Annotated in this window: 18 protein-coding genes and 1 pseudogene; 7 read left to right on the top strand and 12 right to left on the bottom strand. The window is 65.4% G+C overall.

Annotated elements, in window-relative coordinates:
• Positions 1 to 193: 193 nt before the first annotated feature.
• The 3 genes from ACFOY2_RS15420 to ACFOY2_RS15410 all read right to left on the bottom strand — a co-directional run bounded on the left by ACFOY2_RS15420 (position 194) and on the right by ACFOY2_RS15410 (position 2,573).
• Complete coding sequence (locus ACFOY2_RS15420) at positions 194 to 754, bottom strand: hypothetical protein (protein ID WP_379528677.1); 561 nt, start codon at positions 752 to 754, stop codon at positions 194 to 196.
• Positions 754 to 1,323 (bottom strand): RNA polymerase sigma factor, encoded by a 570-nt coding sequence (locus ACFOY2_RS15415; protein ID WP_379528676.1) that lies wholly within the window; start codon positions 1,321 to 1,323, stop codon positions 754 to 756. Before ACFOY2_RS15415 ends, ACFOY2_RS15420 begins: the two co-directional genes overlap by 1 nt.
• Positions 1,324 to 1,835: 512 nt before the next feature.
• Complete coding sequence (locus ACFOY2_RS15410) at positions 1,836 to 2,573, bottom strand: SDR family NAD(P)-dependent oxidoreductase (protein ID WP_379528675.1); 738 nt, start codon at positions 2,571 to 2,573, stop codon at positions 1,836 to 1,838.
• Positions 2,574 to 2,712: 139 nt separating this feature from the next.
• Here ACFOY2_RS15410 and ACFOY2_RS15405 point away from each other — a divergent pair, with 139 nt between their 5' ends.
• Positions 2,713 to 3,351 (top strand): TetR/AcrR family transcriptional regulator, encoded by a 639-nt coding sequence (locus tag ACFOY2_RS15405; protein WP_379528674.1) that lies wholly within the window; start codon positions 2,713 to 2,715, stop codon positions 3,349 to 3,351.
• A 93-nt stretch (positions 3,352 to 3,444) separates the two neighbouring features.
• Here ACFOY2_RS15405 and ACFOY2_RS15400 read toward each other — a convergent pair.
• Positions 3,445 to 3,888 (bottom strand): annotated as a pseudogene (locus ACFOY2_RS15400) (recombinase family protein); the annotation flags it as partial.
• A 15-nt stretch (positions 3,889 to 3,903) separates the two neighbouring features.
• On the opposite strand from ACFOY2_RS15400, the gene ACFOY2_RS15395 reads away from it, so the two are divergent.
• Positions 3,904 to 5,211: an aspartyl protease family protein gene (locus ACFOY2_RS15395; RefSeq protein ID WP_379528673.1), complete on the top strand. Its 1,308-nt coding sequence runs from the start codon at positions 3,904 to 3,906 to the stop codon at positions 5,209 to 5,211.
• Positions 5,212 to 5,292: 81 nt separating this feature from the next.
• Positions 5,293 to 5,832: an NUDIX hydrolase gene (locus ACFOY2_RS15390; protein WP_379528672.1), complete on the top strand. Its 540-nt coding sequence runs from the start codon at positions 5,293 to 5,295 to the stop codon at positions 5,830 to 5,832.
• A gap of 52 nt (positions 5,833 to 5,884) precedes the next feature.
• Here ACFOY2_RS15390 and ACFOY2_RS15385 read toward each other — a convergent pair whose 3' ends face one another.
• The 3 genes from ACFOY2_RS15385 to ACFOY2_RS15375 all read right to left on the bottom strand — a co-directional run bounded on the left by ACFOY2_RS15385 (position 5,885) and on the right by ACFOY2_RS15375 (position 7,750).
• On the bottom strand, positions 5,885 to 6,355 hold the full coding sequence (locus ACFOY2_RS15385) for an NUDIX hydrolase (RefSeq protein WP_379528671.1): 471 nt from the start codon (positions 6,353 to 6,355) through the stop codon (positions 5,885 to 5,887).
• 224 nt (positions 6,356 to 6,579) lie between these two features.
• Entirely contained in the window at positions 6,580 to 7,086 is a 507-nt protein-coding gene (locus tag ACFOY2_RS15380) for a hypothetical protein (RefSeq protein ID WP_379528670.1), read from the bottom strand.
• A gap of 301 nt (positions 7,087 to 7,387) precedes the next feature.
• Entirely contained in the window at positions 7,388 to 7,750 is a 363-nt protein-coding gene (locus ACFOY2_RS15375; RefSeq protein WP_379528669.1) for a hypothetical protein, read from the bottom strand.
• A gap of 471 nt (positions 7,751 to 8,221) precedes the next feature.
• Between ACFOY2_RS15375 and ACFOY2_RS15370 the strand changes: the two genes are divergently transcribed.
• Entirely contained in the window at positions 8,222 to 8,542 is a 321-nt protein-coding gene (locus ACFOY2_RS15370) for a PadR family transcriptional regulator (protein WP_379528668.1), read from the top strand.
• Positions 8,539 to 9,432: a hypothetical protein gene (locus ACFOY2_RS15365; RefSeq protein WP_379528667.1), complete on the top strand. Its 894-nt coding sequence runs from the start codon at positions 8,539 to 8,541 to the stop codon at positions 9,430 to 9,432. Before ACFOY2_RS15370 ends, ACFOY2_RS15365 begins: the two co-directional genes overlap by 4 nt.
• Before the next feature lie 212 nt (positions 9,433 to 9,644).
• Here ACFOY2_RS15365 and ACFOY2_RS15360 read toward each other — a convergent pair whose 3' ends face one another.
• Positions 9,645 to 10,676 (bottom strand): hypothetical protein, encoded by a 1,032-nt coding sequence (locus tag ACFOY2_RS15360; protein WP_379528666.1) that lies wholly within the window; start codon positions 10,674 to 10,676, stop codon positions 9,645 to 9,647.
• Positions 10,664 to 11,440 carry a hypothetical protein gene (locus ACFOY2_RS15355; protein ID WP_379528665.1) on the bottom strand — a complete coding sequence of 259 codons (777 nt, stop codon included), beginning with the start codon at positions 11,438 to 11,440 and terminating at the stop codon, positions 10,664 to 10,666. Before ACFOY2_RS15355 ends, ACFOY2_RS15360 begins: the two co-directional genes overlap by 13 nt.
• A 258-nt stretch (positions 11,441 to 11,698) precedes the next feature.
• Here ACFOY2_RS15355 and ACFOY2_RS15350 point away from each other — a divergent pair, with 258 nt between their 5' ends.
• Entirely contained in the window at positions 11,699 to 11,941 is a 243-nt protein-coding gene (locus ACFOY2_RS15350; protein WP_379528664.1) for a hypothetical protein, read from the top strand.
• A gap of 276 nt (positions 11,942 to 12,217) precedes the next feature.
• On the opposite strand, the gene ACFOY2_RS15345 is transcribed toward ACFOY2_RS15350, so the two are convergent.
• Together ACFOY2_RS15345 and ACFOY2_RS15340 are read right to left on the bottom strand one after the other, a co-directional pair.
• Positions 12,218 to 12,508, bottom strand: coding sequence for a hypothetical protein (locus ACFOY2_RS15345; RefSeq protein ID WP_379528663.1), 291 nt, complete (start codon positions 12,506 to 12,508; stop codon positions 12,218 to 12,220).
• Positions 12,505 to 12,648, bottom strand: coding sequence for a hypothetical protein (locus ACFOY2_RS15340; RefSeq protein WP_379528662.1), 144 nt, complete (start codon positions 12,646 to 12,648; stop codon positions 12,505 to 12,507). Before ACFOY2_RS15340 ends, ACFOY2_RS15345 begins: the two co-directional genes overlap by 4 nt.
• 267 nt (positions 12,649 to 12,915) lie before the next feature.
• Between ACFOY2_RS15340 and ACFOY2_RS15335 the strand changes: the two genes are divergently transcribed.
• Positions 12,916 to 13,170, top strand: coding sequence for a GntR family transcriptional regulator (locus ACFOY2_RS15335; RefSeq protein ID WP_379528661.1), 255 nt, complete (start codon positions 12,916 to 12,918; stop codon positions 13,168 to 13,170).
• A gap of 28 nt (positions 13,171 to 13,198) precedes the next feature.
• On the opposite strand, the gene ACFOY2_RS15330 is transcribed toward ACFOY2_RS15335, so the two are convergent.
• Positions 13,199 to 14,482 carry a hypothetical protein gene (locus tag ACFOY2_RS15330; RefSeq protein ID WP_379528660.1) on the bottom strand — a complete coding sequence of 428 codons (1,284 nt, stop codon included), beginning with the start codon at positions 14,480 to 14,482 and terminating at the stop codon, positions 13,199 to 13,201.
• Between the last annotated feature and the right edge of the window lie 43 nt (positions 14,483 to 14,525).

Below are 14,525 nucleotides of genomic sequence, written 5' to 3'. Positions count from 1 at the left end.
CGCACGCTGTCTCACCAGCCAGGTCATACCGCGATGACGATCACCACAGCAACCTGGCGATCTTCAAACAACCGCACGTGCGGAAAACGGGGCTAGCGCGAACGAGCCGGACAACATACAACTATGGTCATGGCGCTGACCGTCCTCCCATAGCGGTGCACTGACCCGTGTTCGGGCACGTACCTGGGCTTGGTCACTCGCGTTCTGCTCCGCCGAACTCGGCCGGGACGAGTTCGCAGGGTGCGACCGGTCCGCGGATGACCCCGAGGATACCTCCGTTGCTCTTGGCCGGGTCGCCGTTGGCTGAGTGCATCTGGACGACGAGCGTCTCGTCCGGCGCGAAGTCTTTCGGGTCGATCCAGAAGTCCATCGAGTCCTCGGCTTGTCTCAGCGGCATCCGGTCCGGCTGGGGCACGGTCTCGCCCCGAGGCCAGCGGCAGGTCTGGCCGTAGGGGACGTAGTCGATCACCGCTCGCACCCCCTCGTCTCTCAGCCTCTTCTCCAGTTCCTTGGGCCTGACGAACTCGTTGATCCGCACGGTGACCGTACCGTCGGGATTCTTGACGACGGCGAACGCCGGCGCGTCCGACATCAGCGGTACCGCGACCGCCACCGCTGCGACCACCGCTGCGACCAGCCCCGCCGCGGTAACCAGATGACGTGCGGGCCGGCGCGTCGGCACGGGTTCCCACGAGACCGTGGCGGCCTCCGCGCGCAGTTCTTCGAGCAGCTTGTCCCTGAACGACACCGTCATCACAGTCCTTCCATCACGAGAGCCGCAGATACGCCGGGTACATTCCGCAGTGTCCGGCGGGCGCGATGCAGCCGGACTCTGGCCGTCCCGACTCTGATGCCCAGGGCCTGGGCCGCCTCGGCCACGGTCAGCTGGTCGACGACCACGAGTTCGACCAGCGCCCTTTCCCCCTCAGCCAGGTCTGCCATGGCTGACAGCGCTCGCCGGGCGGGTTCTTCGGCGTCGATGCGGTCGGTCAGGTCGGCCATGTCGTCGCCGTCCAACAGCCGGCGCGCGACGATGCGTTCGACGGCGCGGGCCTCGCGCTCGCTGCGGCGTCGTTCGGCCGACAGCACATTGCGCGCCACCCCGTACAGCCAGCCGGTCTCGCTGCCCCGTCCTGGCCGGTAGGTGTGCCGGGAGTGCAGTGCCGCGAGGAATATCTCCGCCGTCAGGTCGGCCACCGCGTGCGGGTCAGCCACCCGCCGCGCGACGAACCGCGTTATCGCCTCGAAATGCCGCAGGTAGAAGCTTTCGAAAGCCTGCGTCGGAGCTAACGGGTCCGCCGGTTCCTCTTGTTTGAGCCGCACGGGCGGGGACTCCCTTCGTCCTACAAGTGCCTACACCTTGTACTTGACCGAACCCCGGAATGCATTACGACGCCGGTACGGGCACGCTGCACAACGTCCTGAGGTCCGGCCCGGGGGAGCGGTGTTGGAGGGCAAGGCCGGCACGCATCAACGCGCGCACGATGCTGGTGCTCGCCCAGCAGCCGCCCCCACACTCGCCGACCCGTTCAGTTCGCTGCTCGCCGGTGGCCGGGTCCCAGATCCGCATCGTCCGGTCGGCGCCGCTCGGCTGGACGGTCAGGGAGCGTTCAGAGGCAATCGCGGAGTAGGCCGTTCTGGCAGCGCCGGCCAGAAAAGATGTCGGCGGGGGTGTAGCGCGGCGGGCTCGATCAGCCCTCGGGGACGGTCACCGACTCCATGCGCCCATTCACGAACGATGGCAGCCTGGCGCAGATCCGGATGCCAGTGGCGGGGTCGGCGGCATCCAGGGCTGTGGCTACCGTGCGGCGCCCTATCACGCTGCGGCCAGGGTGTCAGAGCTGGGTTTGGCCGCCGTCGACGACGAGGTCGGCTCCGGTGGTGAAGCGGTTGTCGTCGGCGGCGAGGAACAGCACGGCCGCGGCGACCTCCTCGGGCAGGCCCATGCGGCCCACGGGGACCATGGCGGCCATGGCGGTGCGCAGGGCCTCCGGGTCGTCAGCGGCGTCGAATGCGGGGGTGTCAATGGCTCCCGGGCTGATCGTGTTGACGCGGATCCCGCGGTCCTTGAGCTCGCTTGCCCAGGTGCGGGAGAAGGACCGCACGGCAGCTTTGGCGGCGTAGTAGGCGGTGTAGTCCGGTGTGCTGTCCATGTGCCCGCCCGAGGAGATCAGGATGACCGAGCCGTTGTCGTTGAGCAGCGGCAGCGCCTTTTGCACAGTGAAGAACGTGCCCCGGGCAGTGACGGAGAAGACCCTGTCGAAGTGCTCGGGGGTGGCTTGGGCCAGGGTGGCCTGCTCGCCATGGGCGGCGTTGGCGACGATGACGTCGACGGAGCCCTTCTCCTCCTTGACCTGCTGCCACAGGCGGTCGAGGTCCTCCATGCTTGATATGTCGCCCTGCACGCTCATGACGTTGCGGCCGATCTCGGCCTGGGCCTTGTCGAGTTCCTCCGCGCGGCGGCCTGTGATGTACACATACGCGCCTTCGGCGACGAACGTCTTGGCGGTCGCCAGGCCGATTCCGCTGCTTGCTCCGGTGATGACCGCGGTCTTGCCGTTCAGCTTGCCCATGAGGGGCACCCCTAACTTTTCGTGTAGCGATCGCTACAGTGGCGGGTTCTGTCTGCGGATCGAGGGGAAGCTCCCGGGCACAAGTTAGCCGACATGTGTCGGTAAAACAACTTGTGTCGGCTAATGTAAAATGACGGCTATGGCCACGACGCAAAACAGCACTCCGGCCGTCGACCGCCGCGTGCGCCGCACTCACGCGGCCCTGCAGAACGCGCTGATCCGACTCGCCGAGGAACGGGACCTGGAGCAGATCAGCGTCGCGGACGTGACCGAACAGGCCGGGGTGAACCGCACGACCTTCTACGACCACTACCGGAACGTGCATGAACTGGCCGAGGCGGCCTGCACCTCGACGATCGACAACCTCATCGAGTCCCTCCCCGCCCTCGACCCTGCCGAGGCCGACCCTGACGCGGACCCCGCCTGCTCCCTCGTCGCCTTCTTCGAGATCCTCGGCGAGCACGCCGGCCTCTACCGCAGCCTGCTGGGAAACCAGGGCAGCCCCCGCGTCATCGGCCACATCCGCAGCCGCCTCACCACCACCGTCCACGTCGCCGTACGCCTGAATGCCGGCGCCGCGCCGGACAGCGTCTCCTCGGCCGACATCCCGCACGACGTGCCCGCCGCGTTCACCGCCGGCGCGCTCCTCGGCGTGGCCACCGACTGGCTCGAGCGCGGCTGCCCGTGCGCCCCGGCCGAGATGGCCGCCCTGACCTGGCCGCTCCTTGTCACCGAACACATCCCGCCACCGCGCGGGGTGATCGAGCGCGACATCTGACCCGCGCCACGCCATGGACAATGCCGACAACCAGTCCGCTGATCGCTTAACGGGAATTTCCTGCCGTAATGACAGGACCCCGGCCATGCCCTCGCGGGTGCGCAGGTGCCCAAGGTTGGCCTCGAACTCGGCGACCATGGCGGGGGTCTGCAGGAACAGCCGCTCGGACGGGTCGCTCCAGTCGTAGACGGATGCGCCGAGGCCGAACAAGACGCCGTGTCCGGACGAGTCGGTCAGGATCTCGTTGGCCTCTGCCATGTTGCGGGCGAACCGGTCGAACGTGGTCACTGTGAAGTCGCTGCCGTCCCACACGGCGGCGAGTGCCTGGTCGAGGCCGCCGCAGTTGCGGCGGGTGGTGCCGGAGAAGCCACGGTCGATGCCACCGTGGTCGCGGCCGTGACACGACCATGACGCGGCGCAGACGAGGCGGGGACACGGCTGGCCGACAGTGGATGGGGTCGGCGGGCGAACTGCGGGTGAGCTACCGAGCGTGCGGCGAAGCCGGCGTTGGATGAAGGTTCCGGCGAAGGTGATCACGAAAGGGAGAAGGCGTTGGCAAATGACGGAGAGTGGGACCGGCGTTCGGTGTTGCGGGGCGCCGCCGTGCTGGCCGGTGCGGCCGCGACGGCGCCGCTGTTGAGCGGGGCGGCCACGGCCGTGGCCGGCAGCGGTGACGCGGACGCGCTGTTCAAGGCCGGAAAGTTCGAGCAAGCCGGCCGCGCCTACGAGGAGATCCTGAAAACAGACCCCGCGAATCTGCACGCGGCCCGACGGCGCGGCCATGTAGCGCTACTGGCCAACCAGTTCCCCGACGCCGAAAAGTACCTCAAGATGGCCCTCAACCTGGCGCCCGACGACAAGGACGCCAACTACTTCCTGGCCGACTGCTACATCCGGCAGGACAAACTCTCCCTGTCCGCACCACACTGGCAAGCGTCCGGCGACGAAGCCTACGCCAAGTGGTTCGCGGCGGTCAGCGGCGAGGCGTATCAGATCCACGGCGACATCGCGCGTGTGCCATTCCAGCAGATGGATCCGATTCCGCTGGTGGAGGCCTCGGTCAACGGCGGGCCGCCGAAGCGTTTCATGTTCTACACCGGCGCCCCGAATCTGGGCATGCGCGCGTCGGTAGCCAAGGAGGCCGGGCTGAGCCCCGTCGCCAGTCAGAAGATCGAGTACGAGAACAGCGTCGTATGGGCGCACTACGGGGTGCTGGACTCCTTCAAGCTGGGCGGCATCGAACTGCGCAACGTCCCCGTGGGCTGGTCGTCGACGGAGTCGGGCGCGGATGTCGACACTGACAGCGACGGCCTGATCGGCACGTGGGTCTTCTACCACTTGCTGACCACCTTCGACTACGCGGGCCGGCAGCTGATCCTGCGCCGCAGAACCCCCGAAACGGCCAGGCAGGCACGCGCCGCCGCCACACGGGCGGGCGCAGAGGCCCTGCCGCTGTGGCTGGTCCGTGAGCAATATCTGCACAGCAGGGGCAGCATCACCGGCGTCGCCGGCTCCGGCACGGGGGTGGTGGGCGTGAACTTCGGCGGAAGGGGCGAGATGGCCGCGGTCGTGTTCGGGGACACGGCCAAGCGGTTGGGGATCCGTAGCGACTACGACCGCCCGATCGGGACTTTTGCCCACAGCCACCCAGCCGTCACCTACCCCTGCTACCCGAAGGAGATCCGCCTCGGCAAGGCCGCCGCCAAGGAGATCTACTGCGAGACGCACCCGGAGGCCAAGCTCGCCCCCTTCGGGTTCGACGTGTCAGCCGCCTTCTTCCACTGCTTCTACAAGCCCTACAACGTCACTCTCGACTTCACCGACATGAACCTCTACATCGCCCGCGGCAAGGCCACCTGATCACCGCGACCGCATGGCCAGTGATGGTGCAAGTGGTTCGGCGAACCGGGGACGAGGGAACAGCTCTGGCGTGGTGCGCGCATGAACCAGGACGTCAGCGACGAGGTGCCGTTCTCCCGAACCAAGATCAGAGTCGGGTGCTTGGTCTTCTGTGAGGACGAGGTGGTCCTGATTCGACGAACACGGCCGAGCGGCGACCATTACTCGATCCCTGGAGGCAATGTCAGCTTCGGGGAAGACCTGATTGACGCCCTTCGCAGAGAGCTTGGGGAGGAGCTGAAACTGGACCTTGATCGTGCGACCTGGCCCCAGTTGTGCTGGGTGCAGGACCAGATGGTCAGCCGACCTGGCCCGACCGCACCCCCGCGCAAGCTTCACTTCGTCTTCCGCGTCCATGTCGACTCAGGGGTGCGGTCCGGGCTGGCGACGGTAGAACATGACGAGTTGCCGAACGGCGATGTGGAGGAGGGTGAGTTCATCTGGGTGGATTATCGATCCGTCAGCAGCCTGCAGCTGTATCCCGCGCTCGGAAGCGCACTAGCGGCCCTGTCAAGCCCGAACGCGCCGCCCAATAGCGTCCTGCTGCCAGCCTTGACCGACCAGACGTATCGCTGGGTGTGAGGAGTTCTCCGGTCACCGTTCGTGTACTTTTTGAGTAACTGTGTGCACCAGCTCAGGCGTCCTCGTGCGGGTCGGCGGGCCAGCCGTCGAGGCTGAAGGTGTGGCCCCGGCGGCAGGCGTCGATGCTGGTGCGGATATAGGTGACGATGTCGCCGGGCAGGTCGTCGAGAGGAAACCAGTCGATCTTGTCGCATTTGCCGGGCTCGGCGTTGACGGGTTCTCCCCGCCAGCGGACGGTGGTGAAGAAGACGCCGATGCGGGCCTGGCCGTCGGGATCGGCGTGGTGACACAGGTGCGCGAACGCCAAGTCGGCGGGGTCGATGACGATGCCGAGTTCTTCGCGGGCCTCGCGGGCCGCACCCTCGGGCAGGGTCTCCCCGGCGTCCAGGCAACCGCCGGGCACCGACCAGGAGCCGTCGGCGAAGCCGGTGTTCGCCCGCAGCAACAACAGCACCTTGCCGTCCTGGATGAGGATCAGGTGCACCCCGACGTGAGGGCGGAAGGTCTCGGCTGGTGCCGCCATGGCTGTGCTCCCGCGGTGACGACTCGCTCGATGCTGTAGGTCAGGTCACGCTATCGCAGCGCGTGGGGAGCATGAGGGTGCGCCGCAAGGCCGCCGCAGACCACCAGGGGGCCGTCAGGCGCGGGCACCTACTCGCGCCGCTGTCGCGGGCGTGGACTTCGGCCGGGGCGGTCCTGGCGCGCGACGACCAAGCCGGCCGTAGGAGGCGGTCCTGCGGCTCCGGCCTACTCAGGTGCGACGCCGTTGTGGTTATAGTCGGCGGCCTTGGCCTCCTTTTCCGTGCAGAAGAACGTATCGTCGAACGGCGACACCGCGTAGTCCCCGTCCCCGGGGAGGCTGTAGCTCATGGCGGCCGCGAAGCCGGTGGCGACGACGGGCAAGCCGCCGCACCTGATCACGTGGTACGGGTAATGGGTCAGCGTGCCGATAAACGGCGTGACCGACGCGATCGCGTACACCGCCACGGCCGCCACCAGCGCGCTCAGCCAGTCCGGCCGGAAGCGCAGCAGGGCGACCAGGATCAGGCCTGCGAGGTAGACCAGTAAAAACAGCACCAGGTACGGCATCGAGAACAGCACCCACGACCGCCCCCGCAACGCAACGATCACCGCGACCAAGGCCAGCGCGGGCAGGCCGATGACGAACACGGTCAGCCACGCGCTCGCTCGTAGAAATGACCACATGCGTGGTGTGATGATCAGGTTTGCGGGTTGGTTCTCAGCCAGGACCAACCGATTCCCAGACTTGCCGGGGCGGACCGGCGAGGCCGCACCAAATCGGCCCGCGACAGGAAACGACTCGTGCAGCAACCGAGGAAGGCGTGTCCCCTACGCCGGCGACCTGCGCGACGCCCCGCCGGCACTAACCTGAGAGGCTGCCAGCCGACCCGGTCGGCTGGCAGCCCACTGCCTGCTCGATGCGCAGCGCCGACGACGGAGGGCAAGGACTGCGGCGCGGGTGGCGCGGCGCTCGAACGATATCGACCCTCTCCGGCGTGTTCCTCGTCCTCGCCGGACGTACCGGTTTTTGTCCTCAGCCGAAACAGGTGTTCGTCACCGTAACCTTGGAGATCCAGTCATACCGGTCTTTGAATGCCTTCCGCCCGCTGGATTTCGGTTTGGCGACCATGCATCGCCGATGGGTTTCGCCTGCGGTGTTCTTGAAGGAGAGCCAGATGGCCTTGGGTTCGGAGCAGTTGCTCACGTAGGAGAGCCAGGTCCAGTTACGGCCTTTCGCGCGCTCCCAGGTGACCTTGATCTTCTTGTCTTGGGGTTTCTGGCACTTCCAGGTCTTGGTCTGGGCCGTCTCTGACGCATTCACGGCCGCAGTAGCCGTCCCGGTGAGACCGAAGGCCAGCGTGGCCGCAGCTCCCAGTACACATATCGCAGTTTTCATCCGCGCTTTCCGTCCTTTCACTCGGCCGTTGACAGCGCGCCTCTCTCGGCTTTGCGCGCTGCCAAAGGTAGCTGCACCGCATCACCCTGCGAATCAGTCAACTGACTGGCCCCTGGCGAGAAGCTGTCACCCAAGCGACGAAGCACTACGGCGTGACGGGACATCAGGAAATGTGATCCGCGTCTCCCTGGCCACGCCTCGTGGACCCCAGAGCGCCCGTATGCGTGGGAGCCGTGCGCGACCACACCGGCGCCTTCGTCCCCTTGGATCCCCACGTTCGTGCCCAGCGCGTACAAGACCAGCAGCAGGCGTTTGCGGATCACCTCGCGCGGGGTCACCATGCGTCCCGCCCAACCGAGAGGCCGTTCTTGAGACGGCTGGGTTCGCGCAGTACGTCAAGGACACTGTGCGGCCTGGGCTGCGTACGCACACCCTGCCCAATACTTCGACGGTCGATATATAGTCGGTGCCATGGCCGGAATGACGGAGGCGACGTACTTCATCCTCGTCGCCTTGATGGAAGAACCGCTTCACGGATACGGGATCATCAAACAGGCCCGAACCCAGTCGCTCGGTGAGGTCGACCTCGCCGTCGGCACCCTGTACAGCGCGCTCGACCGGCTCTCGGAGACCGGCTGGGTGCGGCTGGACCGCGAGGAGACCGTCAACGGGCGTCCGCGGCGCTACTACCGGATCACCGACGACGGCGTGCGCGCCGTCCGTGCTCAGGCGGCCCGGTTGCAGCGCGCCGCCGCACTCGTCCTGCGGCCGAGCGGGGTGGCGAGCGTATGAACCACGTTCTCGAACTGCGGTACCGCCGCCTCCTGCGCGCTTACCCCAAGGACTACCGCACCGAGCACGGAGAGGAACTGATCGGCACGCTGATGGAGGCGTCCCGGCCCGGGGCCCACCGGCCGTCGGTCCGCGAGACGCTGCATCTCCTCGCCGGCGGGTTCACCGCCCGCGTCCGGGCCACCCGCGCGTCCGGCGTGCCGCCGTGGACCGACGGCCTGCACCTCGGCGCGCTGATCGTGACGGTGCTCACCTTCGCGCAGCTTCCCGTCCTGCCGTACTTCATCTACCCGGTGTGGACGGCGCTCGGGATCGTCCTGATGGTGGCGCTCGTGCGGGGATGGATGCGTGTCGCGGCTCCTCTTGCGACGGTCGCCGCGGTGTGGACAAGCTGGCCCATGGTCCAGGGGTTCCACATCCCGGTGCTCGACATCGGTCCGATGTACGGCGACCTCGCGCCGGTCGCGCCCTACTGGGTGGTCGCGGCCGCGTCGGCGGTGCTGGCCGTTCGGCGGGCGGGGGAGGGCCGCACGTCCGGGAAGGCCCGGTGGTGGGGCGCGACGATGCCCGCTCGGTCGCCGTGGTGGCTGCTCGTCCCGCTGGCAGGCTGGGCGCTGCAGCTCACGCAGGTGCCGATGTGGGAACCCGTCTGGGTCGTCTCACGGGCCGGCATCGAGGTGGTGGCCCTGTTGCTGGTTCTGGCCGCCACGCTGGCCGTCAGGGACGGCCGCTGGGCGCTGGCGGCCGCCGTCTACCTGCTTCCCGGCCTGGTCTACCTGGCCGAGAACCTCCTTGTGACCGGTGCCCGCGGCTTCCTGTACTGGAGCGTGCTCACCGCTCTCGTCGCGGCCTCCTTGCTCGCCGCCCGTCGGGTGCACGCCAAGGCGTGATCATCGACGACAACTACACCTGGATCGTGTGACACGAGGCCATCAGGGCGAGTTCTAACCGTGGGTCGAGGCGGTGGTGGCGATGGGGTCGTTGCTATGTCATGATCGCGCGCTTCTGCAGCTTCGGGTTCTGCCGCCTGTAAGACCCCTCCAATGACGGATGATGAAGCCGGATGTGAGGCTACCGACGTCCTCAACCGCGAGGAATACGCTCAAGGGGTGAGCTTGAACCTGCCGAAGCTACTCAGGCTGTCGAGTGCCCAGAACCGCACAGTGCTCTTGTTGGTGTAGGGGGGTCCTTCGGGCCCCGGCACGTAGGAGCTCTTGGCGATGAGCGCATGTTTCCCGTCCTGGTCCAGCGAGACCCGCCAATGCCAGGCGCTTTCCATGCCCTCTGGGATGATCTTCCAGCCGGTCATCGGTCTCAGCTCGCTCTTGTCCCACGTACGCAGGTCCCAGTAGGTGATGAGGTCTTCGTACGTCGTCCAGCGGTGGAAACCGATCAGCGCATGATTGCCGTCACCGCTGAGCGCGACGGAGTTGGCGGCGTAATAGTCGACGTTGCGTAGCAACACGTACGCCTCCGGGTGCGTGGGGTCGGACAGATTCCAGAGGGTCACTTCACCCTCGTTGTATTTCAGGATGGGGCTGACCAAGGCGCGCCTGGCATCGCCGCTCAGCGCCACCGCGTAGGTGCTGTCATCGTATGTGCCGCGAGCCAGAAGCTGGCGCTTCCGTGGTCTGTCAGGGTCGGTGAGATCCCAGAAGTGAACGCCCGCGTCGCCACTGGACATGGCGTAACGACCATCATGGTTGAGTGCGAAGTCCCGCAATCCTTTGTCGGTGAGTGTTCGCGAGGAGGGCTTCGCGAGGTCGGTGAGATCCCAGAGGGTCAACTGCCCCCGGATAGTGAAGGTGGCGGCGTGCTTGCCGTCCCCGCTCAGAGCCACCTCGACGTCCGTGCCTCCCCGGTCGGGGATCAGCGGGGAGGAACGCGGACTCATCGGGTCACTCAGATCCCAGACTGCCACGGAACCGCGCGGCGGCCTGGCCTCTAGGTTCACGGAACTGATGACGGCGCGTTCGGCGCCCGCACTCAGCGCCACACCGTGGTAGACCTCGTCGTGCAGAAGTGTCACCCGGAAGTCCCGAGGAGGCGCGGCCGTGGATTTGGCGGCAGGCTTGTCCGCCGCGCACGAGGCGATCGTCGTGACAGCGAGCACCGCGGCGATCAGTCGGCGCATGACGAGGTGTCCATGCTTTTCCATCCCGGATCTCCAGGCGAGTATCGCTGCCCGTAGGCGGAACAGTCGAGTGTGCGGTCTTTCTCGATCAGCGCCGACACGCGGAAATCCTTGCCATTGTTGTTGATGAGCAGGGAGTCGGGTTTCCCGTCCGCGATGTATTTCAGGTCGAAGTGGTACTCGCAGTACTGGCCGCGGGTCACCGCGGAGAGCCGGAACGTCGCCTGCTCGGCCAGCTTGAGGATGTATTTCTGGTCGGCGAAGTAGTTGCCCGTGAGTTGCGGATACGGATCGGTCTCGTCCTTTTTCGGATATTGCCCGATCAAGGGCCTTCTGTCGAGGTCGTAGCCGATCTGAACGGTCTCGGCCTCTCCTTGCGGCGGCAAGTAGAAGAGCGCGCCGCGTAATGGCGTCTGGCATCGCGGGACGACGGCGATGTCAGTGATTCGTACGTCCTTGGCGCGGTTTCCCTCCACCTCCACCTCCACCGTGGACACACCGGTCTCGACGGCTCCGCTTGAACGCAGGATCTCGTCGTGATCCTTGAACGCCGCGTACTCGCCATTGATCTTGTCGAGCGCCTGCTCGCTCAGCGGATCGGGAAAGACCCAGGTCTGGTCGGTGTCCCGCGGCACCAGGGTGACCTTGGTGATTTTGATCGGCGGGCCGATGGGGGCGGGCGGTTTGTTCTCACCCAGCCCGAGGAATTTCTGGCCGGCAGAGGTGCCCAGACCTGTGGCCACACCGACGATGACGGCGGTCACCGCCGTTATCACCGCAGCCCAGAATCCCTTTCCCCGCACGGTTGCCCGGCCTTTCTGCGGCCTGCGAGGGGGAGACTTCTTACGTCGTGAATACCTCACGTCACCTCTTCTTGAGAGGGATGGCACCGCAACGGCAGCCTGGCCAGGATATCCCAGCACGCGCGTCGCCGACGGGTGCATAAGGAGGCAGCCTCGGGTCGCCGCCGAGGTGGCCGGAGCGAGGCGGCCTCACCAAGGATCTCCTCAACCGTCTCGCGCGTGACCACCAAACGAGGCCACCGTTCCTCCTCGACCTCCAGCCGCTCGGTCAACTCGCTGATCTGCTGCCGTAGCCCCTCGATCCGACGCCGAGCCGCAGCCTCCCGCCACGCCAACTCCTCCAGCAACGAGCCCATCGTCACCACCGCCCTGCCTCAGACGGGCGGACATGCTGCCGCACACAACCAGGGCCGCACCACGAACCCCCAGCTCGGCCGCTCCCTCAGAAGGAGCTGCACCTAATGTCGTTCCAGTGGTATGCGCAGTTCTCGGGCGGCACGCCTTCGAACGTGTGCAGGAGATCGACTTCCAGGTCGCACAAGTGCTGGTCTTGGGAGAGCGCATGGTAGGCGAGGGCTTTGTTCACGGCGCTTCGCAGGTCGGCTGCCTCCACGACCCAGGTGTAGGGCGCCTCTCCATCGAATCGTTCCGTCCCGGCGATGGTCACCGTAAAGGGTCTCGTTTCGGACGGCGCCTGCGGACGCCTGGGGACACGCAGACGTCCGCGGGCGCCGCTTTTCACTGGGCCTCACCCAGGAGAATCCGGTTGAAGGTGTCTCTGGCGTCGGCGGTCAGCGCCCAGGCGGTCTCGTGGACCGTTCCCTTCTCGCGGTCTGTGCGGCGGATGAAGCTCTGGCCGGCTGTGGCGCACAGTTCGTAGACGGTGTGGCGGCATTCGCAGGTGTGGAGGACCACGCGGATGCGCTGTGTCCGGTGTGCGGGTTCGTACCAGGAGAGCTTGATGTGGTCGGGCTTGCGTGGCTGGGGGTGCAGTCCGTGGAAGTCGGGGATCTCTCCGCGCTCGCTCACCGAGTCCTCCCCTCGAACGTCTCGACAAGGTTCCTGAGGACGACGTCGACGCGAGCCAGGACCAGCGTGTGGACGTGTCCACCGCCGGACGGCAGCCGGTAGCCGTGCTTTTCCAGGACGGCCTGGATGTCGGCTGCCACTAGGGGTGTGAATCGTCTGTCTGTGGTTGAGTTGCCCATGGGTCGGACCTCCGGTATCCGATCAAGGGCCCGCTTGGCGGTGTCGACGCCGTAGTGGGCCCGCCTCATATAGAGCGGTTGCGTTGCAAGCGACCTTGCTCTGGCCGCCGCTGGACGTGTTTGCAGCCAGCCTAAGAACTATTCGAAGACATGTCTACCCTTGTTGACCCTTGCCCACGGACAGAGGGGGACGTCAGCGCCCAATAGGGGATCTCTATAGTTCTGGGCATGACGGACGAGTGGCAGTTTGATCCCACAAGCCCCAAGTCGGCACAAATAGCGACTGAGCTGGAACGGCGTATCCGGTCTGGGGAGTATCCGCATAAGCATCCCATTTATGAAGTGCGGCTCGTGCAGGAGTTCGGAGTCGCACGGGAGACGGCGCGGAAAGCAACCGTGATCCTCAGAGGGCGAGGTCTTATATTCACCGTCCGGGGCATGGGTAGCTTTGTGGCGGATTCTATGGAGTGGTCAGCGGAATGATCAGCGCGACTTTGTGCTGTCAGTCGCCTTATTTTGCGAGCTGAGGCGTCTCGCGCCCTAAGCCGGGAACGCCGATAAACGTGCCATCGGCGCTATAGACCAGAGCTATACCTAGATCGTTTAGGAGTGCTTTGATGTCGTCATGCGGTTCCTCTGGGAGGAGAATTGCTAGGGCAGGGGCGGGCGGATTTACGTAGCGCCGGTAGTCCATGAGCTGGCCAATCGCCATGCGTACTGCGTTGCGCCCTATGTTGCCCTTGAGCTCGTACAGGACGTGGGCTGTGGTGTCGTATAAGTCGGTCAGCATTGGCGCCGCGAGGCCCCTCACCTTAAGTTCGAACCGCATTAGCTCGTGACCGTGGGCCTGCATGAACTTGCGGAACTCTGCATCTAGTTCGGCTTCACGGCGCTGGAACTCGAGTTCAGGAACAGCAGAACGGGATCCCTGCTTCTTCGTGTTTTTCTCCGGGTTGATAATCGAGCTCGTAGTAACGTCCGCAGGGACGAGTATGGCCTGAGTTTTTTCAGTCGGCGGGATGCAGTCTACGTCCAGGCGCTCGAATGGGCCAGTCGGCCGAAGCCGGAATACAATGACCTTGCGCATAACCTTGGCCTTATTGGCTCTCCACCGCACGTCGATTGGACTCTGCTCATCGAGCTTAAACCGGCCCACATAGCGATGGAGAACCGTGGCTGAATTGGGCACTTTCCCAACAGCCTTGAATATACGTAAGGCTCGCCCCTGGGTCACGTGATCTCGGATGGCCTTGTTTCCTCCGCCCGCGAACGTCTGATCATTGAGTCCATGCCCGGTGTACTCGAACAACAAGCCGTTTTCGTCATCAGGAACCCATCCGTCGACGTAACCGAGTTCCTCTCCAATCTTTGGATCGGAGTAGATCAGCACCGTGGGTGTGCCTATTGATGGCATGATTCCACCTCGCAATCCTCCCCCGAAGATCTTTGCTAGTTCTGGTCGCGTCTTGATCTCGCCAGGCTGCAGACTCTCATCCAACAGAGAGTGCACAATCTCGCCACCTGTGGGATCACGCACATCGACCACATCGAAGCCCAACCTGCGAAGCTGTGACGCCGCAGCTTCGGTCCCCGAGAAACCACGCGCCTTCTCTGCAGCGCTTGGGCGGGCAGCTTTCAAGATCGCCTTGGAGCCGAAGCAGGCACCCTCGTGAATGAGGAAGAGGTGCTGCGCTTTCCTGAGCTTGTATTTAGCGGGGAACTTCTGATGCCCGATGTTCCTGTATAGCTCGATCGCCTGGAGGAAATCTTCGCGGGTGACTTTAGCCGACGTCATAGGTTGGAGCATAGGGGAGCAGCGGAAAATTTAAGGGCAAAAC

The sequence above is a fragment of the Nonomuraea purpurea genome (genome assembly GCF_042650645.1).
Taxonomy (GTDB): Bacteria; Actinomycetota; Actinomycetes; order Streptosporangiales; family Streptosporangiaceae; genus Nonomuraea; species Nonomuraea purpurea.
The sequence above is the reverse complement of the archived record's forward strand: the minus strand, read 5'-3'. Positions and strand labels throughout refer to the sequence as shown.

Coding starts and splice junctions, on each gene's coding strand:
- ACFOY2_RS15420 (WP_379528677.1), bottom strand. CDS start 754: ATGACGGTGTCGTTCAGGGACAAGCTGCTCGAAGAACTGCGCGCGGAG.
- ACFOY2_RS15410 (WP_379528675.1), bottom strand. CDS start 2,573: ATGGGCAAGCTGAACGGCAAGACCGCGGTCATCACCGGAGCAAGCAGC.
- ACFOY2_RS15405 (WP_379528674.1), top strand. CDS start 2,713: ATGGCCACGACGCAAAACAGCACTCCGGCCGTCGACCGCCGCGTGCGC.
- ACFOY2_RS15390 (WP_379528672.1), top strand. CDS start 5,293: ATGAACCAGGACGTCAGCGACGAGGTGCCGTTCTCCCGAACCAAGATC.
- ACFOY2_RS15385 (WP_379528671.1), bottom strand. CDS start 6,355: ATGGCGGCACCAGCCGAGACCTTCCGCCCTCACGTCGGGGTGCACCTG.
- ACFOY2_RS15375 (WP_379528669.1), bottom strand. CDS start 7,750: ATGAAAACTGCGATATGTGTACTGGGAGCTGCGGCCACGCTGGCCTTC.
- ACFOY2_RS15370 (WP_379528668.1), top strand. CDS start 8,222: ATGGCCGGAATGACGGAGGCGACGTACTTCATCCTCGTCGCCTTGATG.
- ACFOY2_RS15365 (WP_379528667.1), top strand. CDS start 8,539: ATGAACCACGTTCTCGAACTGCGGTACCGCCGCCTCCTGCGCGCTTAC.
- ACFOY2_RS15360 (WP_379528666.1), bottom strand. CDS start 10,676: ATGCGCCGACTGATCGCCGCGGTGCTCGCTGTCACGACGATCGCCTCG.
- ACFOY2_RS15335 (WP_379528661.1), top strand. CDS start 12,916: ATGACGGACGAGTGGCAGTTTGATCCCACAAGCCCCAAGTCGGCACAA.
- ACFOY2_RS15330 (WP_379528660.1), bottom strand. CDS start 14,482: ATGACGTCGGCTAAAGTCACCCGCGAAGATTTCCTCCAGGCGATCGAG.